Annotated in this window: 19 protein-coding genes, 1 other RNA gene and 1 pseudogene; 7 read left to right on the top strand and 14 right to left on the bottom strand. The window is 71.5% G+C overall.

All coding sequences use genetic code 11. The features are described from left to right. Positions 1-41: 41 nt before the first annotated feature. From J8M51_RS45555 to J8M51_RS45545, 3 genes are read left to right on the top strand one after another with little or no spacing between them, the layout of a single operon-like run. Positions 42-905 carry a peptidoglycan-binding protein gene (locus tag J8M51_RS45555; RefSeq protein WP_086757624.1) on the top strand — a complete coding sequence of 288 codons (864 nt, stop codon included), beginning with the start codon at positions 42-44 and terminating at the stop codon, positions 903-905. A 20-nt stretch (positions 906-925) separates the two neighbouring features. Further along, the gene (locus J8M51_RS45550; protein WP_086757623.1) at positions 926-1162 is read left to right on the top strand and encodes a hypothetical protein; all 237 of its coding nucleotides are present in this window, start codon (positions 926-928) and stop codon (positions 1160-1162) included. Further along, positions 1149-1409, top strand: coding sequence for a hypothetical protein (locus J8M51_RS45545; protein WP_086757621.1), 261 nt, complete (start codon positions 1149-1151; stop codon positions 1407-1409). The genes J8M51_RS45550 and J8M51_RS45545 overlap by 14 nt, the downstream gene beginning before the upstream one ends. 41 nt (positions 1410-1450) lie before the next feature. Here the strand turns inward: J8M51_RS45545 and J8M51_RS45540 are convergent, their stop codons facing one another. The 5 genes and pseudogenes from J8M51_RS45540 to J8M51_RS46410 form a co-directional block, all read right to left on the bottom strand. Then, on the bottom strand, positions 1451-2278 hold the full coding sequence (locus J8M51_RS45540; protein WP_086757619.1) for a hypothetical protein: 828 nt from the start codon (positions 2276-2278) through the stop codon (positions 1451-1453). Positions 2279-2396: 118 nt separating this feature from the next. Then, positions 2397-3581 (bottom strand): acyltransferase family protein, encoded by a 1185-nt coding sequence (locus J8M51_RS45535; RefSeq protein WP_086757618.1) that lies wholly within the window; start codon positions 3579-3581, stop codon positions 2397-2399. After that, positions 3578-5935, bottom strand: coding sequence for a glycosyltransferase (locus J8M51_RS45530; protein ID WP_086757616.1), 2358 nt, complete (start codon positions 5933-5935; stop codon positions 3578-3580). Before J8M51_RS45530 ends, J8M51_RS45535 begins: the two co-directional genes overlap by 4 nt. Then, positions 5935-6804 (bottom strand): hypothetical protein, encoded by an 870-nt coding sequence (locus J8M51_RS45525; protein WP_267300176.1) that lies wholly within the window; start codon positions 6802-6804, stop codon positions 5935-5937. Before J8M51_RS45525 ends, J8M51_RS45530 begins: the two co-directional genes overlap by 1 nt. A gap of 375 nt (positions 6805-7179) precedes the next feature. Next, positions 7180-8110, bottom strand: a pseudogene (locus tag J8M51_RS46410) (LysR family transcriptional regulator). 84 nt (positions 8111-8194) lie between these two features. Between J8M51_RS46410 and J8M51_RS45510 the strand changes: the two are divergent. The 3 genes from J8M51_RS45510 (at position 8195) to J8M51_RS45500 (ending at position 13009) form a co-directional block, all read left to right on the top strand. Further along, a complete protein-coding gene (locus J8M51_RS45510) occupies positions 8195-9574 on the top strand; it encodes an MFS transporter (protein WP_267300174.1) in 1380 nt (459 codons plus the stop codon). A 94-nt stretch (positions 9575-9668) separates the two neighbouring features. After that, complete coding sequence (gene yicI, locus J8M51_RS45505) at positions 9669-11999, top strand: alpha-xylosidase (protein WP_086761943.1); 2331 nt, start codon at positions 9669-9671, stop codon at positions 11997-11999. After that, complete coding sequence (locus tag J8M51_RS45500) at positions 11996-13009, top strand: LacI family DNA-binding transcriptional regulator (RefSeq protein WP_267300172.1); 1014 nt, start codon at positions 11996-11998, stop codon at positions 13007-13009. The genes yicI and J8M51_RS45500 overlap by 4 nt, the downstream gene beginning before the upstream one ends. 53 nt (positions 13010-13062) lie before the next feature. Here the strand turns inward: J8M51_RS45500 and ssrA are convergent. From ssrA to ftsE, 5 genes are all read right to left on the bottom strand, one after another. Beyond that, positions 13063-13464: a transfer-messenger RNA gene (ssrA, locus tag J8M51_RS45495) on the bottom strand. Positions 13465-13590: 126 nt separating this feature from the next. Next, entirely contained in the window at positions 13591-14130 is a 540-nt protein-coding gene (gene smpB, locus J8M51_RS45490; RefSeq protein ID WP_086763613.1) for an SsrA-binding protein SmpB, read from the bottom strand. A gap of 99 nt (positions 14131-14229) precedes the next feature. After that, positions 14230-15432 carry a S41 family peptidase gene (locus J8M51_RS45485; protein ID WP_216589657.1) on the bottom strand — a complete coding sequence of 401 codons (1203 nt, stop codon included), beginning with the start codon at positions 15430-15432 and terminating at the stop codon, positions 14230-14232. Between the two features lie 67 nt (positions 15433-15499). After that, the gene (ftsX, locus tag J8M51_RS45480) at positions 15500-16417 is read right to left on the bottom strand and encodes a permease-like cell division protein FtsX (protein ID WP_086757059.1); all 918 of its coding nucleotides are present in this window, start codon (positions 16415-16417) and stop codon (positions 15500-15502) included. A 40-nt stretch (positions 16418-16457) separates the two neighbouring features. Beyond that, entirely contained in the window at positions 16458-17147 is a 690-nt protein-coding gene (ftsE, locus tag J8M51_RS45475) for a cell division ATP-binding protein FtsE (protein WP_009320785.1), read from the bottom strand. A gap of 260 nt (positions 17148-17407) precedes the next feature. On the opposite strand from ftsE, the gene J8M51_RS45470 reads away from it, so the two are divergent. Beyond that, positions 17408-17602, top strand: a complete 195-nt coding sequence (locus tag J8M51_RS45470; protein ID WP_216589658.1) for a hypothetical protein — start codon at positions 17408-17410, stop codon at positions 17600-17602. A 99-nt stretch (positions 17603-17701) separates the two neighbouring features. Here the strand turns inward: J8M51_RS45470 and J8M51_RS45465 are convergent, their stop codons facing one another. The 4 genes from J8M51_RS45465 to J8M51_RS45450 all read right to left on the bottom strand — a co-directional run bounded on the left by J8M51_RS45465 (position 17702) and on the right by J8M51_RS45450 (position 23436). After that, the gene (locus tag J8M51_RS45465) at positions 17702-18532 is read right to left on the bottom strand and encodes a hypothetical protein (protein ID WP_086764018.1); all 831 of its coding nucleotides are present in this window, start codon (positions 18530-18532) and stop codon (positions 17702-17704) included. 323 nt (positions 18533-18855) lie between these two features. After that, on the bottom strand, positions 18856-19959 hold the full coding sequence (prfB, locus tag J8M51_RS45460) for a peptide chain release factor 2 (RefSeq protein ID WP_086764016.1): 1104 nt from the start codon (positions 19957-19959) through the stop codon (positions 18856-18858). Positions 19960-20125: 166 nt separating this feature from the next. Continuing rightward, positions 20126-21367 carry a serine/threonine-protein kinase gene (locus J8M51_RS45455; RefSeq protein WP_267300170.1) on the bottom strand — a complete coding sequence of 414 codons (1242 nt, stop codon included), beginning with the start codon at positions 21365-21367 and terminating at the stop codon, positions 20126-20128. Positions 21368-21708: 341 nt separating this feature from the next. Further along, positions 21709-23436, bottom strand: coding sequence for a serine/threonine-protein kinase (locus J8M51_RS45450; RefSeq protein WP_086764644.1), 1728 nt, complete (start codon positions 23434-23436; stop codon positions 21709-21711). Positions 23437-23444: the final 8 nt, after the last annotated feature.

Here is a 23444-nt window from a genome sequence, read left to right as displayed (position 1 = left end):
GCGCACCGGGGCTTTCCTCTGCCCGAAAGGACCTCAACCCCATGGCCACACCCCTCTCCGCCGCCGCGTTCGAGGCGGCCCTGCGCGCCGAAGGCGTCACGCTCGACGAGCACACCGGCTGGTCCACCCACAACCGCAACACCGTCGGCGCCTGGGGCCCGGCGCAGGGCGTGATGCTGCACCACACGGCGGGCCGCGACAGCGTCGCCCTGTGCCGCGCCGGCATGACGAACCTCCCGGGCCCCCTGTGCATCGCGGTCATCGCGAAGGACGGCACGGTCCACCTGGTCGGCTACGGCCGCACCAACCACGCCGGCCGCGGCGCGACGGCCACCTACAACGCCGTACGGAACACGACGACGATCCCCTCCCGCCCCGGCGCGGACGCGGTCGACGGCAACGCCCACTTCTACGGCTTCGAGATCGAGAACCTCGGCAACGGCCGCGACCCGTACCCCGACGCACAGCTGGCGGCGGTGGAGAGGGTCGCGGCGGCGGTGTGCCGCGCCCACGGCTGGAGCGCGGGCCGGGTCATCGGCCACAAGGAGTGGACGACCCGCAAGATCGACCCGACGTTCTCGATGGCGGGCATGCGCACACGGATCGCGAACCGCCTCGGCGCGGCGCCGACCGGAGGCACCCGTCCTGCCCCGGGCTCCTACGAGCCCTTCCCGGGGGCCGCGTTCTTCACCACCGGCCGCCGCAGCGCGATCGTCACCGCCATGGGCAGACGGCTGGTCGCCGAGGGCTGCGGCCGGTACGAGGTGGGCCCCGGCCCGTCCTGGACCGCCGCCGACCGCCGCTCCTACGCCGCCTGGCAGCACAAGCTCGGCTACTCCGGCACCGACGCGGACGGCGTCCCCGGCGCCACGAGCTGGGCGAAGCTCCGCGTCCCCCGCACCTGAAAGGACCCCGTGAACCGACCATGACCGACTCGAACCGCAGAGCCCTGCGTACGGCGTTCCAGGCGCTGTTGGCGGTGGCCGCCGCCGTCCCGCTGCTGGCCGACACCCCCGGGGTCGCCGAACTCCCCTTCTGCGCCACCCTCGTGGCCGCCGCCACGGCGCTGAGCCGGCTGATGTCGCTGCCCTCGGTGGAACGCCTGCTGCCCGGCTGGCTGAGGCGACGCGAGCCCGAAGGGGGCGCCGATGGTGAGCAGTGACGAACGCGCCACCGTGGCCCTGGAGCTGGAGCGCCTGCGCCGCGCCGTGGACGTCGGCTTCGCCACCACCCGCGGCGACCTCGCCCTCCTCCTCCAGCGAGCCGACCAGACCGACAAGACCCTCTCCGACCACGAGGACCGTCTGGACACCCTGGAACGCTCCCGCTGGCCCCTCCCGTCCCTGGCCGCCCTGACCTCGTGCACGGCGCTGGCGGTCACCCTCTGGTCGGCGACGACCGGGAAGTAGGCCGGGGGTGGGTGGCTCCCCCGCCCACCCCCGGCGACGGGTCAGCTCGACGACTCGCCCACGTAGCTGAGCGTGTCCGTGCCGCCCGCCTCCCAGGTGATGACGACGTCGTCGCCGGAGCGGCGGACCGTGGCGAAGGTGATGTCGTCGTCGCTGACGTCCTTGGAGGCCATGGGGGTGAGGGCCATACGGAAGTTGTTGTCGTCGCGGTACTTGCCGACGCCGGTCATGATGCCCTTGCCGCCGACCATGTCGATGTAGGACAGCGGGTGCTGGCCCTTGGCCTCGCCGGTGGTCTGCTCGGCGCCGATGGTCAGGGTGCGGGCCTCGTCGTCCTGCCACTGGCCCTCGACGCCCTTGGCGGGCGCGACGCTCGAACCGCCGTCGTCCAGGCCGCCGTCGGGGGTGTCGGAGACCTCCTCCGTGGCCTCGTCCGAGGCTTCCTCGGACGGGCTCCCGGAATCGCTCGCCGACGCCGACACGCCCGGGCCGGGCCGGGCCGTGTCGGAGTCGTCCGAGTCGCTCGTGAGCAGGAAGACGCCCCCGCCGAGCACCGCGAGCGCCGCCACCGCGGCCACGATGATGAGCGCGACTTTGCCTCCGCTACCACCGGAGGGCGGCGGGGGCGGCGGATAACCCCCGTACTGGGGACCGTAGTTGGGCGCCCCCGGCGCACCCGGAGCCCCCGGCATCCCCGGCGCCCCGTACGGCTGCTGCGGTGCCGTCGCGTACGGGTTCGGCGGCTGGCCGGGCGCCTGCCCCGGAGGCGGATACTGCCCCGGGGCCGGGTACTGCCCCGGGTACGGCGGCTGCTGCGGCGGCTGGGCGCCGTAACCGTCGTACGGCGGCTGGCCGGGAGGCTGAGTCATCGGCGGGTGTCACTCCTTGGGTCGCTTCGACGAGGCGGGACGTGCGCGGAACACCTGCCTCCAGCCAGCCCAACATCCACCACTCGCTCAGTCGTACGCAAGTGCGTATCCCGGTTGGTTACGGGGTCAGTACACGGCGCCCACGGCGGACCGGCCACAGCCGTGGCCTGCGGCGGGCCGCCAGATCCTCGGCCCATCCGAACGCGACGACACAGGCGATGACCAGCAGCCAGGTCAGGACCAGCACGGGCCAGACGCTCTCCAGGAGCCACGGCGCGTGCTGTTCGAGGAACACCACGTCCCACAGCCGGTCCCACTGGGTCGAGGCGATCATGATGCAGGTGGTGTGCCAGAGATAGATCGTCACCGCACGGGAGTTGAGGAAGGTGATCACCCCGTCGAGGCGCCGCAGCCGGGGCGGCCACTCGGACCACGACGGACTGAAGTGCAGCAGCAGCGCCACCGTCGCGACCGACCACAGGGACTGGGCGAACGGCATGTCGTCCAGGTCGTGGCCGGGGGCGTAGTCGCCGCGCAGGGCGTACCAGAGGCCGACCAGGGCGACCACCGGGGCCACGGACGGCACGACGTACCTCGGGAGGCGCTGGAGGATGCCCTCCTGGTGGGCCATGCCGAGGATCCAGCAGGCGCCGAAGGTGGTGAAGTCCGTCAGCCCCGAGACGAGCCGCTCGCCCGGCAGCAGCTCCACGAGCCCCAGTTCGAACAGCCCGGCCAGCACGAGCGGCGTGAGGACCGTCACCACCGGCAGCTTCCGCAGCGCGCGCAGCAGCAGCGGGGAGAGCACGACGAACCAGATGTACGTGCGGACGTACCAGAGGGGCCCGGCCAGTTGCACGGCCCAGTCGGCGCCGATGAAGCCCTGCACGGCGGGCAGGCCGTCGGCGTACGGCGGTTCGCTGATCGGGAGGATCCAGAACGCGAGGTGGAACCACCACCACAGGGGATGCCAGTACGGGTCGGGGCTCCAGCCCTGGGCCACCATCCCCGTCACCCCGACGACGCCCAGCAGCCACACCGGCGGCAGCAGCCGGCGGAGCCGGCCCCTGATGACGTCCGCCGCGGGGCGCTTGAGCGAGCGCGCCATCAGGTTGCCGCCGAGCGCGAACATCACGCCCATGGAGGGGAAGACGAGCGGCAGCCAGCTCCAGCCGGCCAGGTGGTAGAGCACCACCCGGAAGATGGCGAGGCCCCGGAGGAAGTCGAAGTACCGGTCCCGGCCCGCGGGTTGCGCGGCCGGTGGGGTCGGCGGCGCAGGCGTGGAGTCCTGGGTGAGTGTGCTCATCCGACCGGCCTCCGCTCTCCCGCGTGCCCCGCCGTCTGCGGGGGCACGGCCGCCCCGTCCGGCGCGCCCGGCAGCCCCACGGCCCCCGTCCGCCGCAGCTTCTGCCAGCGCAGCCGGCCGCCGGTGAGGGCGGTGATCCAGGACTGGAGCAGGACCACGTACATGAGCTGCCGGTACAGGATCTGCTGCAGCGGGAGCGAGATCAGATGGGTCATGCGTTCCTTGTCCAGGCGGAACGCGAGGGCCGCGCACACCACTTGGACGGCCAGGACGCCCAGCCAGGCGCCGATCGTCTTCTCGGTCGGCCCGAAGACCAGCCCGTAGAGCAGGAACACGTCGATGAGCGGGGCCAGCAGCGGGGCCACGACCATGAAGAGGGAGACCAGCGGCAGGCCCACCCGGCCGAAGCGGCCCGAGGCGCCCCGGTCGAAGAGGGAGCCCCGGTGCTTCCAGATCGCCTGCATGGTGCCGTACGACCAGCGGTAGCGCTGGGACCACAGCTGCTGGACGGATTCCGGGGCCTCGGTCCAGGCGCGCGCGTTCTCGGCGTAGACGACGTGCCAGCCGTCGCGGTGCATGGCCATGGTGATGTCGGTGTCCTCGGCGAGGGTGTCCTCGCTCATCCCGCCGACCCGTTCGAGGGCCGTGCGACGGAACGCCCCGACCGCGCCGGGGATCGTCGGCATGCAGCGCAGGATGTCGTACATCCGGCGGTCGAGGTTGAAGCCCATCACGTACTCGATGTGCTGCCAGGCACCGATCATGGTGTCGCGGTTGCCGACCTTGGCGTTGCCCGCGACCGCGCCGACGCGGGGGTCGGCGAAGGGCTGGACCAGCTCACGGACGGTGGACCGTTCGAAGACCGTGTCGCCGTCCATCATGACGATGATCTCGTGCCGCGCGTTGGCGATGCCCCGGTTGAGGGCGGCGGGCTTGCCCGCGTTCAGCTGCCGTACGACGCGGACGCCCGGCAGGTCCTTGCCCAGTTCCTCGACGATGCCGGCCGTGCCGTCGCTGGAGCCGTCGTCGATGACCAGCACCTCGATGGGATGGTCGCTCGCCACCAGCGAACGGACCGTCTTCTCGATGCACTTGGCCTCGTTGTAGGCCGGCACGAGCACCGACACCGGTTCGGTGACGGGCCCGTCCGGCCCCCAGCGGAAGCCGCGCCGCCTGACCTTGCGGGCGTGGACGAGCGACAGGACCAGCATCAGGCCGAAGCGGGCGAGGACGAGGACACCGACGACGGCGAGGGCGACGACGAGGACGCTGGTCGTCTTCTCGGAGACCTGCACCAGCGTCACCCAGACCTTGCCCTTCACCAGGCCGAGGCCGGTGACCGGGGTGTGCGCGCTGGGCGCCTTCAGCGCGCCGGTCAGGGTGTCGAACTTGTAGCCCTTGACCTGGAGTCGGGGGATGTACCGGTCCAGCGCGGCGACGGTCTGCGAGCGGTCGCCGCCGGAGTCGTGCATCAGCACGATCGTGCCGTCACCGCGCTCGGGCGTGGCCCGGCGGATGATCTCGTCGACCCCCGGCCGCTGCCAGTCCTGGCTGTCGGTGTCGCTGACGACGGTGATGTAGCCGCGACCGCCGATGTACTGCGTCACCGGCCAGGTCCGGTTGTCCATGCGCGCCGAGAACGACGAGTAGGGCGGCCGGAACAGCGAGGTGCGGATGCCCGCCGCGCCCGCGAGGGCCAGCTGGTTCTGGGACAGCTCCCAGTCGATGCGGTCCTTGGACTGCAGGGAGAGATCAGGGTGGTTGAAGGTGTGCAGGCCGATCTCGTGGCCCTCGTCGACCATCCGCTGGACCAGGTCCGGGTAGCGGGAGGCCATGGTGCCGGTGATGAAGAAGACGGCCTTGGCGTCGTGCTTCTTCAGCATGTCGAGGACCTTGGGGGTCCACTCGGGGTCCGGCCCGTCGTCGAAGGTCAGCACCAGCTCGTAGTCGGGGACGTCGAGGGCGAGCTGCCGTCCGGAGCGGGTGTCGATGACGGGCCCGCCCTTCAGTATCTTCTTCGGCACTTCGTCGTTCGAGACCAGCGGCCCGACGCGGTGGTCCGCGAGGATCTCGCTGTGCACATAGCCGCGCAGCATCAGCATGGCCATCAGGGCGAGGAGCAGCACACAGGGCAGCACCTGGCGCAGCGGCACCCGCCGCCGCGCGGAACGCTTCTTCGGGCTCTTGCGCGAGCGCTTCGCGGACGGGCGCGTCGGGCCGCCGGGGGCGGTGCCGCCGGACATGGCACCGGCGCCGCTGGTGCCGCCCTCGGAGGCGGGTGTCGAACGCGTGGAGCGGGTACGGCGATTGGCGGCGGCACGCGAGGGCGTGCCGCCGTGCTCGGAGCGGGTCATCAGGCGGGGCTCTCCGGGTTCTGCGGGCTCGACGGACCCGACGGCTCCTGCGCGCTCGGCGAGCCGTCCGGCGTGGAGGACGGGGCGGGCTCGACGGACTGGACGGGCGCCGGGGACGCCGGTCCGCCGGCGACGTTGTCCGAACCGCCGGAGCCCGGAGCGGGGCCGGCGGACCCGGTCTCGGAGGGCGTGGGCGAGGCGGGCGGCGAGGCCGAGGGGGTGGGGTCGACCTTCGGCGGCTCGGGCGCCGAGGCGGACGGCTCGGGGTCCTTCACGCCGACGGTGGGCTTCGGCCCCGGCGTCGCACCGGCGCTGGGCCTGGCCGACGGCTCGGCGCTCGCCGACTTCTCCGGCTGCTTGGCCTTCCCCGAGGAGCCGGTCGGTGACTTGGCACCCGGCGAGGACGAGGCCCCCGTACGGCCGCCGCCCGGACCGGAGTCGGGTACGAAGCCGTCGGCCTCGTCGGTCCGGTCGTCCGACTCGTCCGGCAGCGGAGGGGTGTCCACCTGGCCGGCCGGCTTGTCGTCCTTCTGCATCGGCACCGGCAGCCAGGGCGCGTCCGAGTTGCCGGACACCAGCGTGCCGACGATGACCACGGCGTACGCGGCGCAGGCGGTGCCCACGGCGATACCGAGCTTGCGGTAGAGGTTCCGGCGCCGGCCCGACTCGTCGACGAAGACGGGCCCGTCGGAGTCCTGTCCGGCGCCGGCCGTGTCCCCGTTCCTGCCGGCGTGCCGGCCCGATCCCTCGTCCACTTCGCGCCCCACACCGTCGAGTTGCACGGTCACCTCGTGCGGATCGTGATTACGGCCCGGCTGATCGGGCTGCTCCCAGGGCGCCGCCGGGGCGACTCCCGGCTGCCTCGGCACCGCTCCCGTTCTGCCGGCGGCCTCGGGCCAGACCACCTCGTCCCCGACACCCCTGCCGCCACCACGGCCTCGACCGGGGCCTTCACCCTCGCCACCGGTCAGCGGCGACGGAAAACCCTGCGACCGGACGCCCTGCGACCCAGAGCCCTGCGACTGAGAGCCCTGTGGCTCGACACCCTTCGGCCGGCTGCCGTTGGGCCAGTTCTCGACGTGCACGCACTTCCCCCCACGGGATCGTTCCGGGTGCGTGTTCGATGCCGGGCGGTCGCACTTTCCTGTACCGGACCGAGCCCCCACCCGATCCGGGGCGCCCCGCCCCTCACACGCACCCGGGCCCCGAATGTAGGGGTGGGAGAGATGTCTATGTGTGGGATGTCAGGTGAAGGTCATCATGATGAGTGCATCTCTGGCCGGAATCCACCCGTCCTCCGGATGTGATAGCCATACTTCCGCCTCCGCCAACTCGACGGCGGCCCGCCGCAACGCGTCGAGTCCGGGATGCCTGAGCCCCTTCCGCCACACCAACGACACGGGTGACAACGGCACGGGGTCGACAATCGGCCGCGCCACCGTCCCCGGCATGGCCGGGAAGTCCGCCACCGCCAGCACCGGCGACCTGGTCTTCGCCATGATCCGCCGGAACTCCTCCTCCGCCACGGCCAGCGGTGCGGGCGCGGCGACCTCGATGCCCGAGTCGGCGCCGCTGGATGCATCAGGCGCTGGTCGGCGTGGCCGCCCTCGCCGACACACCTGATGAACCCGGTGTGCCACAGGCCGAACAGCCCCAAGCGGAAGCCGCGGCTCATCGAGGACCGGAAGGGTCAGGGGCGGTGCGGTCTCGTCGCGGAGTACGGGCCCGGTGGGGGCTGGTCGCGCAGTTCCCCGCGCCCCTGAAAAGCAGGGGCTACGCCCCATGCTTTTCGGCCCGCCGACCGCCGCCTCCGGCCACCACGTTCCAGGCCCGCAGAGCCGTGGTATTTCAGGCCCGCAGGGGCCTGATCTTTTAGGGGCGCGGGGAACTGCGCGAGAAGCCCCACCGGACCCGCACCCGCCCACGAACCGCTCCTCCCGAGCTATTAGGCGCCCCCGTCCCCCTCAGCCCCACCTGCCGGGTGCTCCGCACGAACAGCTCCACGCCCAACTCCCGCTCCAGTCGCCGCACATCCCGGCTCAACGCCTGCTGAGCGACATGCAGCCGTGCGGCGGCCCGGGTGAAGTGCAGCTCCTCGGCGACCGCGAGAAACCCCCGCAGAAGCCGGGGGTCGACGGCGTACGGCACGGACGGAACATGCGGAACAGCGGACATCAGGCGAATTTACAACCGGGGCGCGTGAATGGCGACGGAGTAGGTGTTGGACGGTGGATCAAGCAAGGGGCGACGGTAGGTCACATGCCGACCCCCGACCCCGACCACCACCACCCACCCCTGCTCACCGTCACCGCCGACACACTCGTCGCAGCAGACTTCCGCCCCCGCCAACTCAAGGGGCGCGGGGAACTGCGCGACAAGCCACAACGAACCCGCACCCGCCGACGCACAACCACCCCCACCCCCTACCGCGCCCTCTTCCAAAACCCCCACACCCTCCGCTTCACCGCCGGAGGCATCCTCGCCCGCCTCCCCATGGGCATGTTCGGCGTGAGCGCGATCCTCATGATCGCCGACTCCCACGGCTCCTACGCCCTCGCCGGCGCCGTCGTCGCGACGGGCCTCGCCGCCACCGCCCTGGTCGCCCCCTGGACCGCCCGCCTGGTCGACCGCCACGGCCAGGCGCGAGTCGCCGTACCCGCCACCGCCGCCGCCCTCCTCGGCACCCTCTCCCTGATCGCCTGCGTCCACTGGAACGCCCCCGTCTGGACCCTGTTCGCCTCCTACGCGGCCACCGCCACGACCCCCAACACCGGCGGAATGGCCCGCGCCCGCTGGACCCACCTCCTCAAGGACGACCCGGCCGCCCTGCACACCGCCAACTCCTTCGAACAGGCGGTGGACGAACTCTGCTTCATGCTGGGCCCGGTCGCCGCCGCCTTCCTCTGCACCGCCCTGTTCCCCGAGGCCGGCACCCTGATCGGCGGTCTCCTGTGCATGACCGGCGTCCTGGTCCTCGCCGCCCAACGCGCCACCGAGCCCCCGCCCTCCGGCCGTACGACCACGAGGTCGCCGCTCCGCAGCCCCGGCATCGCGCCCCTGCTCATCGTCCTCCTCGCCACCGGCGCGGTCTTCGGCTCCCTGGAGGTCGTCACCGTCGCCTACGCGGACGCCCGGGGCCACGCCGCCGCGTCGGGTGTGATCCTCGGTCTCCAGGCGGCCGGTTCCTTCGCGGCGGGCCTCGCCTACGGCGCGCTGCGGGTGACGGGCCCCGCCGAGCGCCGCTTCCGCCGCTGTCTGGCCGCGATGACCGCCCTGATGGCCCTCCCCTGGCTCGCCGCCACCGCCACCGGTTCGCTCCTGCTGCTCGCCCCGGCCCTCCTCCTCGCCGGCACGGCCACCGCCCCGACCATGGTCACCGCCATGTCCCTGGTCCAACAGCGCACCCCCGAGGGACAGTTGAACGAGGGCATGACCCTCGCGGTCACCGGCCTCCTCGGCGGGACAGCGGGCGGCTCGGCCCTCGGCGGCTGGGTGGCCGAACACGGCCCCGGAGCCGCCACGGCCACCACCGCGACCTCCGCCGCCGGCATCTCCTCCGGCACGGCGGGCTTCGCGGTCCCGGTGGCCGCGGCAGCCCTGGCCCTGCTGATCGCGACGTTTTCCCGTCCCACCCATTGACTCGCTGTGAGCCCACCCTTACCTTCCGTCGAAGCGCTTCGACACACTTCGTCGAATCGATTCGACCCGCCCGGCGGTAAGGATCCCCCCACAGATGAAGTTCACCGACGGCTACTGGCTGCTCCGTGAGGGCGTCACCGCGGCGTACCCGGCCGAGGTCCTCGACGTCACCGCCACGGACGGTGGCACCCTGCGCGTCCATGCCCCCACCCAGCCCGTCCGCCACCGCGGCGACCTGCTGAAGGGACCGGTCGTGACGATCGACGCCCACGCCCCGATGCCCGACGTCATCGGCGTCACCTTCACCCACTTCGAGGGCGAACGGCCGCGCGGCCCCCGATTCGAGCTGACGGCCGAGGAGTTCACCCCGCACATCGCCTACGACGACGACCACGCCACCCTCACCGCCGGAGAGCTGTCGGTCCGGGTCGCCCGCACCGGCCCCTGGCGGGTCGACTTCCTCGCCCACGGCCGCACCCTCACCACCAGCGGTCCCAGATCGATGGGCATCATGCGCGAGGCGTCCGGCGCCCACCACCTCCGCGAACAACTCGCCCTGGGCGTCGGCACCTCGGTGTACGGCCTCGGCGAACGCTTCGGCCCGCTGGTCAAGAACGGCCAGGTGGTGGACATCTGGAACGCCGACGGCGGCACAGCCACCGAACAGGCGTACAAGAACGTGCCGTTCTATCTCACCGACGCGGGCTACGGCGTCTTCGTCGACCACCCCGGCAGGGTGTCCTTCGAGGTCGCCTCGGAGGCCGTGTCGAAGGTCCAGTTCAGCGCGGAGACCCAGCGGTTGACGTACTACGTCGTCTACGGCCCGACCCCGAAGGACATCCTCCGCAAGTACACGGCCCTCACCGGCCGCCCGGCGCTGCCGCCCGCCTGGTCGTTCGGTCTGTGGCTGTCGACCTCCTTCACCACCTCCTACGACGAGGAGACGGTGACCTCGTTCATCGAGGGCATGCGGGAGCGCCGGCTGCCGCTGTCCGTGTTCCACTTCGACTGCTTCTGGATGCGCGAGTTCCAGTGGTGCGACTTCACATGGGACTCGCGCGTCTTCCCGGACCCGGAAGGCATGCTGGCCCGCCTCAAACGCCGGGGCCTGCGGATCTCCGTGTGGATCAACCCGTACATCGCCCAGCGCTCCCCGCTCTTCGCGGAGGGCAGGGACCTCGGCCATCTGCTGCGCCGGCCGGACGGCGACGTGTGGCAGTGGGACCTGTGGCAGCCCGGTATGGCGCTGGTGGACTTCACCAGCCCGGCGGCCCGCGAGTGGTACGCGTCGAAACTTCAGGCGCTGCTCGCCCAGGGCGTCGACTGCTTCAAGACCGACTTCGGCGAGCGGGTGCCCCTGGAGGTGGCCTGGTCCGACGGCTCGGACCCGGAGCGGATGCACAACCACTACACCCACCTCTACAACCGCACGGTCTTCGACGTCCTGCGCAAACACCGGGGCGAGGGCGAGGCGGTGCTCTTCGCCCGCTCGGCGACGGCGGGCGGCCAGCGCTTCCCCGTGCACTGGGGCGGCGACTGCGAGTCGACGTACGAGGCGATGGCCGAGTCGCTGCGCGGCGGGCTGTCCCTGGGGCTGTCGGGCTTCGGGTTCTGGAGCCATGACATCGGCGGCTTCGAGGGCACCCCGACGCCCGCGCTCTTCAAACGGTGGATCGCCTTCGGTCTGCTCTCCTCCCACAGCCGCCTGCACGGCTCGTCGTCGTACCGGGTCCCCTGGCTCTTCGACGACGAATCGGTGGACGTGCTGCGGAAGTTCACCCGGCTCAAGCTGAGCCTGATGCCGTACCTGTACGGGGCCGCGCGCACGGCGCACACCGAGGGCGTGCCGGTGATGCGGGCGATGGTGCTGGAGTTCCCGGACGACCCGGGCTGCGCGCATCTGGAACGGCAGTACATGCTCGGCCCCGATCTCCTCGTGGCCCCCGTCCTCAGCGACGAGGGCGACGTCACGTACTACGTGCCCGAGGGCACCTGGACCCGCTTCCCGGACGGCGGCGACAGTGACGACGACGGGACGGTCACCGGCCCGCGCTGGGTCCGTGAACGGCACGACTTCACCAGCGTGCCGCTCCTGGTCCGTCCGGGCGCGGTCGTCCCGGTCGGCGCGGTGACCGACCGGCCGGACTACGACCACGCCGACGGGGTCACGCTGCGGGCGTACCGCCTCGCGCACGGGGCCCGGGTCACCGTGCCGGTGGGCGAGATGACCTTCACCGTCGTACGGGAGGGCCGGGTGCTGCGGGCGTCGTGCGCTGACCCGCGGTCGCCGTGGGGGCTCGCGGCCGGGGGCCGGGAGGTCCGGGCGGAGGCGGGCACCGGCTTTCTGACGATGGACCTGGACGGGACGGACGAGCAGGACGGGCAGGACGAGGAGTCGGACCCCGCGGAATCGAGGCCGGTGTGACGGTGAGGATCACGGACGTGGCCCGGCACGCGGGCGTCTCCCCGAGCACCGTCTCGTACGCGCTGAGCGGCAAGCGCCCGATCTCGGCGGAGACCCGGGCCCGGGTCGAGGCGTCCGTCCGCGAGCTGGGCTACCGCCCGCACGCGGGCGCCCGCGCCCTGGCGAGCAGCAGATCCAACGTGCTGGCGATGGTGGTGCCGTTACGGGCCGGGATCGATGTGCCGGTGGTGATGCAGTTCGCCGTGTCGGCGGTGACCTCGGCCCGTGCGCACGACCACGACGTCCTGCTGCTGACGCAGGAGGAGGGCGAGGAGGGGCTGCGGCGGGTCGCGGACTCGGCCCTGGTGGACGCGCTGATCGTGATGGACGTCCAACTCCACGACCCCAGGCTGCCGTTGCTCCGCGCACTGGACCGGCCGTCGGTCCTGATCGGCTTCCCCGCCGACCCCACCGGTCTGACCTGCATCGACCTGGACTTCAGGACGGCGGGCGAGCTGTGCGTGGAGCATCTGGCCGGGCTGGGCCATCGTGTGGTGGGGCTGATCGGCTCCCCGCCCGAGGTCTACGTCCGCCGGACGTCCTTCGCCCAGCGTGTGGTCCAGGGCTTCACCTCCGCCGCCACCCGCAACGGCATGTCCTCCACGGTCCACCCCTGTGAGGCGACCCCGGCGGCGGCCCGCGCGGTGGCCGAAGGCCTGCTCCGCGAGCAGCCGGCCCTGACCGGGGTGGTGATCCACAACGAGGCGATCCTCGCCCCCCTGGTCGATGCCTTCGAGCACCTGGGCCTGCGTGTCCCGGCCGATCTCTCCCTCACGGCCCTCTGCCCGGACACCCACGCCACGAGCCTCCGCGTCCCCCTCACCTCGATCGCCCTCCCGGCGACGGAGATCGGCGAACAGGCGGTCGCGCTCCTGATGAAGAAGCTGGACGGCGCTCCCGTGCCCGAGTCCACGCTTCTGCCGCCCCGGCTGACGGTCCGCGCGAGCACGGCCCGCCGGGCGGCGGGGTGAGACATGACAAAGCCCCGCTGCCGTACGGCAGCGGGGCCTCGCCCACATGGGAATTGTGGAGATGGCGGGAATCGAACCCGCGTCCAACGGTGCGGAACCAGGGCTTCTCCGTGTGCAGTTCGCTGTGATTTTCTCAGCCCCGGCGATCACGCGAACAAGTCGCCGACGGGCTCAGTCACTGTTTGATTTCCCTCTTCACCCCGTGACCGGGATCAAGGTTTAGTCCCCTAGTTGATGCCAGGAACCGGGTCGGGAACAGCCCCGGGCTGACACTCCTTAGTGCAGGAGCAGTCTCTTAGCTACCTGAGATCAGGCGGCGAGGGAGAACTGCTGCTGCGGAGAATCGCTCTTGATAGTGGCGATTATTTTTTTCGGCCTGTGGTTTACGAGATCATGGCCGCTTCCTCGACACGCTTCCCCTGCCTCGACATCCGCTGTCGAAACCGATCATCCCCATGTTGTTTTTTCAAACCCCCGAAAGGGCCTCACGCACCCGCTGTGAGGTGCAGAGCCATCGTACGGGACCAACGCGAGCGCATGCCACCGTATTCCGCGCGGCGGCCCGGCCCGGGGCCGGAGGGCTAGGCGCGCTGCTTCCGCTTGGCCGCCGCGATCGCGCGGTCCGACTCCCGCCGGTCCTGCTTCTCCCGCAGCGTCTGCCGCTTGTCGAACTCCTTCTTGCCGCGCGCGAGGGCGATCTCCGCCTTGGCCCGGCCGTCCTTGAAGTACAGGGCGAGGGGCACGATCGTGTGACCCGTCTCCTGCGCCTTGGCCTCCAGCTTGTCGATCTCCTCGCGGTGCAGCAGCAGCTTCCGCTTGCGGCGCGCGGAGTGGTTGGTCCAGCTGCCCTGGTGGTACTCGGGGATATGGGCGTTGTGCAGCCACGCCTCGCCCCCGTCGATCTGGACGAAGCCGTCGGTCAGCGAGGTCCGCCCCTCGCGCAGCGACTTGACCTCGGTGCCCATGAGGACGAGCCCGGCCTCGTAGGTGTCGATGATCGCGTAGTCGTGCCGGGCCTTCTTGTTCTGGGCGACGATCTTCTTCTTGCCGCCCTTCTCGCCGTCCCGGCCCTTGACGGCCGCCCCGCCCTGCTTGGGCTGGGACTCCTTCGGTACGTACATTCCCTTGCTCATAGTGCTGTCCATTTTCGCACTACGGAGGGGGTGCGGGGGAAGCCGATTAACGGGTGCGGCCGGAGAAGCGGCAGCGGCGCGGGCGGTTCACCGGCCGAGGCCGGTCAGCACCGTCTCGGCCCGGCTCAGGGCGTCCTCGTCCGCGTCGAGGTCGGGGGTGATGCCCCGGCCGTCGACACCCCGGCCGGAGGGGGTGCGGTAGTGGCCGACGGTCAGCTCGGCGACGGAACCGCCGGGGAGGCGGCTCGGCATCTGCACCGAGCCCTTGCCGAAGGTGCGGGAGCCCACGACCACCGCGCGCCCCCGGTCCTGGAGGGCCCCGGTGAGCAGCTCGGCCGCGCTCATCGTGCCGCCGTCGACGAGCGCGACCAGGGGTCTGGTGGTGTCGCCGCCGGGTTGCGCGTGCAGGGCCCGCTGCTCGCCCTTGACGTCGTACGTGGCGACGAGGCCGCCGTCGAGGAAGGCGGAGGCGGCGGTGACGGCCTCGGAGACCAGACCGCCGGAGTTGCCGCGCAGGTCGAGGACGAAGCCGGCGGCGTCGGCGGACTGCTCGACGGCGGCCCTCACCAGATCGCCGGAGCCCTTGGTGAACGCGTCGACCGTGATGACGCTGACCCCGCCCGCGGTACGGCTCACGGTCACGTCCTCGGTGGACAGCCGGGCCCGGCGCAGGGTCTGGTGCCAGGTCCGGGAGCCGCGCCGCAGCTCCAGCGACACCTTCGTACCGGCGGCCGCGCTCCCGGGGGCGCCGGTGCTCCCGGTGCCCTCGTCGATCGCGTCGCCGCGGAGTAAGGAGACGACCTCGGTGACCGGGCGGCCGTCGACCTTCTCGCCGTCGACCCGGACCAGCCGGTCGCCCGCGACGATCCCGGCACCGGCGGCCGGCGAGCCGTCCTGCACCCGGGTCACCTCGACGCGGCCGTCGCGGCGCAGCCGGGTCCAGAGGCCGACGCCGGTGTACTCGCCGTCGAGGGCCTCCTCGAACTGCTCGTACTCGCCCTCGGAGTAGACCGCGCCCCAGCGGTCGCCGCTGCGGCTGACGGCGCGCTCGGCGGCCTCCACGGGGGACTCGCCCTCGGCCATGGCCTCGGCGGCGGCGTCGGCGACGTCCTGCTCCCTGTCCGCGGCGGGGGCGGAGCGGGAGGGCTTCGCGGCGGCGGTCGTCCCGCGCCCGGTCGCCTCGAAGGAGCCGGTCGCGGCGCCCGTGGCGAGGACGCTGGCGAAGACCAATGTCAGGGCGGCCCCGCGGCGGATGCGGCGGGGCGGAGAGAACAGGTCGCGGCCTGACATGTCGGCGAGTCTAGGACAAGGCGAAGGGCCGCACCGGCCCTTGCCGGTACGGCCCCAGGGGCATGCGTCACACCTTCAGGTACTTGCGCAGCGCGACGAACGCCGCCAGCGCCGGCATCAGGAAGCTCACCATGAGGATCAGCGGGAGCTTGACGAGGACCGCGTCCCAGCCGACGAAATTGATCAACGGCAGGTTCTGGGACAGCGATACGCCGTTGTCGATCACGAAGTACTGGCCGAGCGCGAGGAAGGCGCAGGCGATCACCCCGCCGATGACACCGGCGACGGCCGCCTCCATGATGAACGGCGCCTGGATGTAGAAGCCCGAGGCGCCCACCAGCCGCATGATGCCGATCTCACGACGACGGCTGAACGCCGACACACGCACCGTGTTGACGATCAGCAGCAGCGCCACGATCAGCATGATCGCCATCACACCGCGCGCCGCCCAGCTGAGATAGCCGAGGAGCCGGAACAGGTTGTCCAGGATGCCCTTCTGGTCCTGCACCGACTGCACACCGTCACGGCCGTTGAAGGCGCTGGCGATGACCGTGTACTTCTCCGGGTCCTTCAGCTTGATGCGGTACGACTCCTGCATCTGGTCCGGGGTGAGGCTGCTGGCCAGCGGGGAGTCGCCGAACTGCTCCTTGTAGTGCTTGTACGCCTCGTCCTGGGACTCGTGGGCGACGTTCTCGACGACCGCCATCTTGCCCAGGTCGGACTTGATCTGGTTCTTCTGCTCGGTCGTGACGGCGCCCTTGGCGCAGTTGGGGTCGGACTCCGCGTCGCTCTTGTTGCAGAGGAAGATCGACACGTTGACCTTGTCGTACCAGTAGCCCTTCATCTGGCTGACCTGGTCGCTCATCAGCAGCGATCCGCCGAACAGGGCGAGGGAGAGGGCGACGGAGACGACGACCGCGAAGGTCATCGTGAGGTTGCGGCGGAGACCGACACCGATCTCCGACAGGACGAACTGGGCCTGCATGGCGTCTCGTTGGGCCTTTCGTGGACGGGGGCGGGGGCGGTCAGTGCTGGTAGCCGTAGACGCCGCGTGCCTGGTCGCGGACGAGGCGGCCCTTCTCCAGCTCGATGACGCGCTTGCGCATCTGGTCCACGATGTTCTGGTCGTGGGTCGCCATCACCACGGTGGTGCCCGTCCGGTTGATCCGGTCGAGCAGCTTCATGATGCCGACGGAGGTCTGCGGGTCGAGGTTGCCGGTGGGCTCGTCCGCGATCAGGAGCTTGGGCCGGTTCACGAAGGCCCGCGCGATGGCCACGCGCTGCTGCTCACCACCGGACAGTTCGCCCGGCATGCGCTCCTCCTTGCCGCCGAGGCCGACCAGTTCCAGCACCTGTGGCACGGACTTGCGGATCTCGCCGCGCGACTTGCCGATGACCTCCTGGGCGAAGGCGACGTTCTCGCCGACCGTCTTGTTCGGCAGCAGCCGGAAGTCCTGGAACACCGTCCCGAGCTGGCGGCGCATCTGCGGCACCTTCCAGTTGGACAGGCGCGCGAGATCCTTGCCGAGGACGTGCACCTGCCCCTGGCTGCACCGCTCCTCCCGCAGGATCAGCCGCAGGAACGTGGACTTTCCGGAGCCGGAGGACCCCACGAGGAACACGAACTCGCCCTTCTCGACCTCCAGGGACACATCCCTGAGTGCGGGGCGGGTCTGCTTGGGGTAGACCTTGGACACGTTGTCGAATCGGATCACGGATGCACCACAAGCCGTCGGGAATGGATGGACGAGACTGTACCGCGCCGTGTTCCTTGAGAGGGCGCAGCCCGATCAGGGGCGCGGGGAACTGCGCGACGAGCCCCCACCGGCCCGCAGCCCCCCGACAACCGCACCCACCCCTATTCCGAGGCCCTCGCGCAACCTCCGGAGGAACCTGGCACAGTGGTGGGGAGGAACGGTCCGGTTCCACGAAGCGTTGAGGTATGTGTGAGGCCATTGCAAGGAGGGCGAGGCGCATGACGTACGACCGGTTGGTGTGCGCGAACTGCGCGTCCCCCGTCGCCGAGGGCCGCTGCCATGTCTGCCGGGCCAGCCGCGAGCGACTCCAGCAGGAGAACCCCTTCGCGGGCCTGAGCCCCATGACGCTGATCGCCCTCCTGGCGATCCTGATAGCGGCGGTGGCCCTGCTGGCGCACCAGACGGCGGCATAGAGAGCGGTACGGAGCGGTACGGACGTACGAGGAAGGCCCGGGGCTGGCTGCCCCGGGCCTTCGTCGTGACTATGCGTGGCCGTGCCTCACCGTGAGCGGTCAGGCGGTGGCGCCGCGGCCCACCATCAGGCGGGGAAGCAGCCGGAAGCCGATACCGCCGACGATCATCGTGGCCGCGCCGACCAGCAGGAACGTGGTCTCGGCGGCACCCGTCTCGGCCAGCTCGCCGCTGCCGGCGCCCTGGGCCTCGGTCTCCGAGCCGGTGTCCGTGAGGGCCGAGGAGCCCTCCTGCTGGACGCTCTCGTCGTTGCCGCCGTCGGGCTCGGTGCCACCGGAGGTGGAACCGCCGTCGGTGGAGCTGCCGCCGCCCGTGCTGCTGGCGTCACCGGTGGTGCTGGTGCCGCTGGTGCCCGGGTTGCCGGTGGTGCTGGTGCTGGTCGTGCTGGTGCTGGGATCGCCCGAGGTGCTCGTGGTGGTGGGGTCACCGGTGGTGCTGGTGGTGGTCGGGTCGCCCGTGGTGCTGGTCGTGGTGGGGTCACCGGTCGTGCTGGTGGTGGTCGGATCACCGGTGGTGCTGGTGGTCGTCGGGTCACCGGTCGTGCTGGTGGTGGTCGGGTCGCCCGTGGTGCTCGTGGTGGTGGGGTCACCGGTCGTGGTCGTGGTGGTCACGTCACCGGTCGTGGTCTCGCCGGTCGTGGTCTCACCGGTCGTCTCGCCGGTGGTCGCACCGATGATGGTGTTGCCCTCGGTGTCGTTGCCCGTCTGGACCGAGACATCGGCCTCGACCGAACCGCCGTCGTCGGTGCTGACACCGACGCCGACGCCGAGGTCCAGCGCGGAAGCGGCACCCGCGGCGGTCAGCGACGCGCCGGCGGCGATCACAGCACCCGCGGCTATTCGCGCCACGCGGATCCGCGTCTTCTTCGTCATATGGCTGCTACCCCCAGTAGCTCATCAGTAAATGGAGCAGAGCGCCCGGGGCCGCGATCAACGGGAGCAGTCGGTTGGGTCGAAGTCCCCCGGTTCACATGCGCCCCAGTAATGCGCATGCCACGCGCCAGCCTTCCCAGTTTTCGCAGCAACGTCAAGGTCGTTGCGTACGCGATGTCCCGTTCACCGCATTTGACCTCGCCACCGACATGTGAGTGTGACGTAAGACCCAGACATCCCCGCACAGACGAGACAACGAACAAGGCAACCGCCTTCCGGTGGAAGGCAGTTGCCTTGTCGACAAAGCGCCGAACTTCGCGCCGTTACTTCTCCTGCTGCTTGCGCCAGCGAATTCCGGCCTCCAGGAAGCCGTCGATCTCGCCGTTGAACACGGCCTCGGGGTTGCCGACTTCGTGCTCGGTGCGGAGGTCCTTGACCATCTGGTACGGGTGCAGGACGTACGAACGCATCTGGTTGCCCCAGGAACTGCCGCCGTCCTTGAGGGCGTCCATCTTGGCCCGCTCCTCCTGGCGCTGCCGCTCCAGCAGCTTCGCCTGGAGGACGTTCATGGCGGTGGCCTTGTTCTGGATCTGCGACCGCTCGTTCTGGCAGGAGACGACGATGCCGGTGGGGAGGTGGGTCAACCGCACCGCGGAGTCGGTGGTGTTGACGCCCTGGCCGCCGGGACCGGAGGACCGGTAGACGTCCACCCGCAGCTCGGACTCGTCGATCTCGATGTGGTCGGTCGTCTCCACCACGGGCAGGATCTCGACACCGGCGAACGAGGTCTGCCGGCGCCCCTGGTTGTCGAAGGGCGAGATCCGGACGAGCCGGTGGGTGCCCTGCTCGACGGAGAGCGTGCCGTAGGCGTACGGCACCTGTACGGCGAAGGTGGTGGACTTGATGCCCGCCTCCTCCGCGTACGAGGTCTCGTACACCTCGGTCTTGTAGCCCTTCTGCTCGGCCCAGCGCAGGTACATCCGCTGCAGCTTCTCGGCGAAGTCGGCGGCGTCGACGCCACCGGCCTCGGCGCGGATGTTGACGAGGGCCTCACGGGAGTCGTACTCGCCGGACAGGAGGGTACGGACCTCCATCTCGTCCAGCGCCTTCCGGACGGAGGCCAGCTCCGACTCGGCCTCGGCGCGGGTGTCGGGGTCGTCCTCCTCCTCGGCCATCTCGAAGAGGACACCGAGGTCGTCGATACGACCGCGCAACGCCTCCGCCTTCCTGACCTCGGCCTGGAGGTGGGAGAGCTTGCTGGTGATCTTCTGCGCCTCGTCCGGGTTGTCCCACAGGGACGGCGCGGCCGCCTGCTCCTCGAGCACGGCGATGTCTGCCCTCAGCTTGTCGAGGTCCAAAACGGCCTCGATCGACTCCATGGTCGAGGAGAGGGACTTCAGCTCTTCGGATACATCGACGACTGCCACGGCTCCAGCGTAACGGCTCCGCCGGGCGGGTTCTTCGGCCGCGGGTGGGCGGGGTGAAAAGCACGGGGCGCAGCCCCGGCTTTTCAGGGGCGCGGGGAACTGCGCGAGCAGCCCCACCGGACCCGTCCCCGCCGACGAACCCCACCCCCCGAGCTGTCAGGCGCCCTCAGGGATTCCCCGGCGCAGAATTCCTCGTGTCGGACGGCGCCCCACCGTCCCCGTCCCCCGAGCTGGCCGCGTACGCCCCCACCCCCACCGCCGCGATCAGAGCCACCGCCGCCGCACCCAGGGTGATCCGGCGCCGCCGCACCACGCTCCCCCGGTTCCGCGCGGAACCGGGCCGCGGCGCCCCCGCCGCCCGGGGCACCCGCGCGGTCCCCCGCGCACCCCCGGCCAGCTCGTCCGGCCCCGGCACCCGCATCGACGTGTGCGTGTCCCGGTTGGAGTCCGGCTTGGCGCCCGGCACCAGCGGCACCGCCCCCCGCCGTACCCGCTCACGCGGCGCGGCGGCGGCCTCGGCGGGCTCCTCCTCGTATCCGTCGCCGGACTCGGTCCCGGGCTCGTCGACGTCCAGCGGCGGCATCCCGGCCAGCAGCGGCAGCTGCTCCCGCAGCCGGGCCGCCAGCTCGGACGCGCGCAGCCGGGAGGCCGGCGCCTTGGCGAGGCACTGCACGAGCAGCTGCCACAGCTCCTCGGGGATACCGGGCAGCGGGACGACGGTCTCGGTGACATGGCGGCGCAGTACGGCCCCGGGGTGCCCGCCGCCGAACGGGGTGAACCCGGCCAGCAGCTCGTACAGCACGGTCGCGAGGGCGTAGATGTCCACGGCCGCGCGGGGCGGCAGGCCCTCGACGATCTCGGGGGCGAGATAGTCCGGCGTACCGATGATCTTCGTGGCACGGGTGCGGCGGGGGGAGTCGATCAGCTTGGCGACGCCGAAGTCGGTGAGGAGGGCCGGGTGGGCGCCGCCGGGGCCGAGCGGGCCCTGCATGTCCAGCAGCACGTTCTCCGGCTTGACGTCCCGGTGGACGACCCCGGCCGCGTGCGCCGCCGCGAGGCCGTCGGCGATGTCGGCCACTATGGCGACCGCCGACTCGGGGGCCATACGGCGCTCCCGGTCGAGGCGGGTGCGCAGGTCGGTGCCCCGGACGAGGTCCATGACGAGGGCGAGGTCGTTGCCGTCGACGACGAGGTCGCGGACGGAGACCACGTTCGGGTGGTCGAGGCCCAGCAGCGCGGTGCGCTCCTGGACGAAGCGGCTGACGAGTTCCTGGTCGGACGAGAGGTCCTCGCGCAGCAGCTTGATGGCGACGGGGCCCTCCGGGCCCTCACCCAGCCACACCGTGCCGGCGCTGCCCCGCCCCAGAATCTGGTTCGCGGTGTACCGGCTTCCGATCTTCCGTCCCAAGACTGCTCCTACAGGCCGCGTGTTGGCGACAAAGCTACGCGCCCCGGACCCCAACCTTCACCGCCGAGGCGGAAATCACCCCTCAGATGTCGACAAGTCCCCAACGTGGGGCTCCGCCGGGGTGCGCGGACGGGGTGGGGGGTGGCTGGGGTGCGTTGTCGACCGCGGGCCCGGTGGGGCTTCTCGCGCAGTTCCCCGCGCCCCTGAGAAGCAGGGGCCGCGCCCCGTGCTTTTCAGGCCCGCAGGGGCCTGGTCTTTCAGGGGCGCGGGGAACGGCGCGACCAGCCCCCACCGGAGCCGCACCCGCCGAAGAACCCGCATCCCCGAACTGTCAGGCGCTCCTACTTACCCGAGCCGTTGTCCAGTTCCCCGATCCACTTGCCCACTTGGCCGACCCAGTCGGACAGCTGGCCCCACCAGCTCTTCCCCGTGCCGACCCACCCCTGAAGCGGCGTGAACTCCCAGATGAGCCAACCACCCACGAAGAGCAGCACGATCATGAACAGGCACCCCTTGAGGCACCCGAGCCCCGGAATCCGCATCGGGTTGGCACTGCGCTGCCGCGGCTCGCGCGGCGGCCGGGGCTCCCGCTGAGGCCGCGGAGCGGGCTGCTGCGGCGCGGGCGCGTACCGCTCCGGCTGCCGCCGCTGCGGCTGTGGCGCGGGCGGGGGCGCGTACTGCTGTTGCTGCTGCGGCTGGCCGTACCCCGGACCGGGGCCTCCCTGAGGCGCCCGCTGCTGCCGGCGCGGCGGCTGCTGCTGCGGCTGTCGCGGCGGCTGCTGCGGAGCCTGCTGCGGCCGGTTGACCTGCCGCTGCGGCCGGCGCCGCAGCGGGTCCTCGTTCGGGTCGAGGTACTGGACCTGCGTCTGCTCGTTGCGGTCGCGGGCCGCGCGGAGCTGGTTCTGCCAGGGGTGCGGCTGCTCGGGCTGCTGCCCGCCGGGGTCGTGCGACGGCACCGGCGGCATCACGGACGTCGGGTCGGCGCCGGAGGTGTGCGGCAGCACGGTCGTGGCGTCGCCCGAGCCCGCCGGACCGGAGGTGTGCGGGAGCACGCTGGTCGCGGCGTTCGGGTCGTACGCGCCGGCGCCGTGCGGCAGCACCTGGGTCGGATCGGCCGAGCCGAACGCGTCCGGGGCGGCGCCCGGCACCTGCGCCGGGGCCGGGTCGGGGGCGAGGATGTGGCCCACGCCCTCGGCGGCGGCGATCTGCATCGAGTTCGCGTGCACCCCGACGCCCTCGGCGACGATACGGAGCGCGCGGGCGAGGTTGACGGCGCTGGGCCGCTCGCGCGGGTTCTTGCGCAGACAGCGCTCGATGATCGTCCACAGCGGGTCGGGGACGGTGGACGGGCGGCGCGGCTCGGCACTGAGGTGCTGGTGCAGCACCTCCAGCGCGGACTGGCCGTTGAACGGCGGGCGTCCGGTGACCAGTTCGTACATGAGGATGCCGGCGCCGTAGATGTCGACGGCGGAGGTCTGCGGCTGGCCCTCGGCGGACTCGGGGGCGACGTACGCGGGCGTGCCGACGAACTCGCTGGTCCGGGTGAGGCCCGGGGAGTCGGCGAGACGGGCGATGCCGAAGTCCGTCAGCATCGGGTGCATCTCGCCGCCGTCCTGCTTGAGCAGGACGTTCGCGGGCTTCAGATCGCGGTGGACGACGCCGTCGGCGTGGCTGGCGGCGAGCGCGTCGGCGATCTGGGCGGTCATCAGGGCCGCGCCGACCGGCGAGAGGGGGCCGTTCTCCCGGAGGTAGCGGTGCAGGTCGGGGCCCTCGACCAGGTCCATGACCAGGGCCAGCAGATCACCCTCGACGACGAGGTCCCGCACCCGCACGACGTTCGGATGGGTGAGCCGGAGCAGCACGGAGCGCTCCCGCAGGAACCGCATCACGATGTCCGCGTCGCTCGCGAGCTCTTCCTTGAGGACCTTGATCGCCACGGTCTCGCCGGGGTGGCCGGGCACGGCCGCCTCGGCTCCCGCGGTCTCCCGCTGGCGGGCGCGCCAGACAGTGCCTGTGGCGCCGCGTCCAATCGGCTCCTCAAGGAGGTACTTACTGCCTACCGGCCGCACGTCATGCA

Source organism: Streptomyces griseiscabiei (assembly GCF_020010925.1).
Taxonomy (GTDB): domain Bacteria; phylum Actinomycetota; class Actinomycetes; order Streptomycetales; family Streptomycetaceae; genus Streptomyces; species Streptomyces griseiscabiei.
The sequence above is the reverse complement of the archived record's forward strand: the minus strand, read 5'-3'. Positions and strand labels throughout refer to the sequence as shown.

What these genes read in the sequence shown, in the direction of transcription:
- J8M51_RS45535 (WP_086757618.1), bottom strand. Translation starts at nt 3,581, where the DNA reads ATGAGCACACTCACCCAGGACTCCACGCCTGCGCCGCCGACCCCACCG.
- yicI (WP_086761943.1), top strand. Translation starts at nt 9,669, where the DNA reads ATGAAGTTCACCGACGGCTACTGGCTGCTCCGTGAGGGCGTCACCGCG.
- J8M51_RS45540 (WP_086757619.1), bottom strand. Translation starts at nt 2,278, where the DNA reads ATGACTCAGCCTCCCGGCCAGCCGCCGTACGACGGTTACGGCGCCCAG.
- J8M51_RS45465 (WP_086764018.1), bottom strand. Translation starts at nt 18,532, where the DNA reads ATGACGAAGAAGACGCGGATCCGCGTGGCGCGAATAGCCGCGGGTGCT.
- J8M51_RS45470 (WP_216589658.1), top strand. Translation starts at nt 17,408, where the DNA reads ATGACGTACGACCGGTTGGTGTGCGCGAACTGCGCGTCCCCCGTCGCC.
- J8M51_RS45545 (WP_086757621.1), top strand. Translation starts at nt 1,149, where the DNA reads ATGGTGAGCAGTGACGAACGCGCCACCGTGGCCCTGGAGCTGGAGCGC.
- J8M51_RS45555 (WP_086757624.1), top strand. Translation starts at nt 42, where the DNA reads ATGGCCACACCCCTCTCCGCCGCCGCGTTCGAGGCGGCCCTGCGCGCC.
- smpB (WP_086763613.1), bottom strand. Translation starts at nt 14,130, where the DNA reads ATGTACGTACCGAAGGAGTCCCAGCCCAAGCAGGGCGGGGCGGCCGTC.
- J8M51_RS45510 (WP_267300174.1), top strand. Translation starts at nt 8,195, where the DNA reads ATGCCGACCCCCGACCCCGACCACCACCACCCACCCCTGCTCACCGTC.
- ftsX (WP_086757059.1), bottom strand. Translation starts at nt 16,417, where the DNA reads ATGCAGGCCCAGTTCGTCCTGTCGGAGATCGGTGTCGGTCTCCGCCGC.
- J8M51_RS45485 (WP_216589657.1), bottom strand. Translation starts at nt 15,432, where the DNA reads ATGTCAGGCCGCGACCTGTTCTCTCCGCCCCGCCGCATCCGCCGCGGG.
- J8M51_RS45530 (WP_086757616.1), bottom strand. Translation starts at nt 5,935, where the DNA reads ATGACCCGCTCCGAGCACGGCGGCACGCCCTCGCGTGCCGCCGCCAAT.
- J8M51_RS45550 (WP_086757623.1), top strand. Translation starts at nt 926, where the DNA reads ATGACCGACTCGAACCGCAGAGCCCTGCGTACGGCGTTCCAGGCGCTG.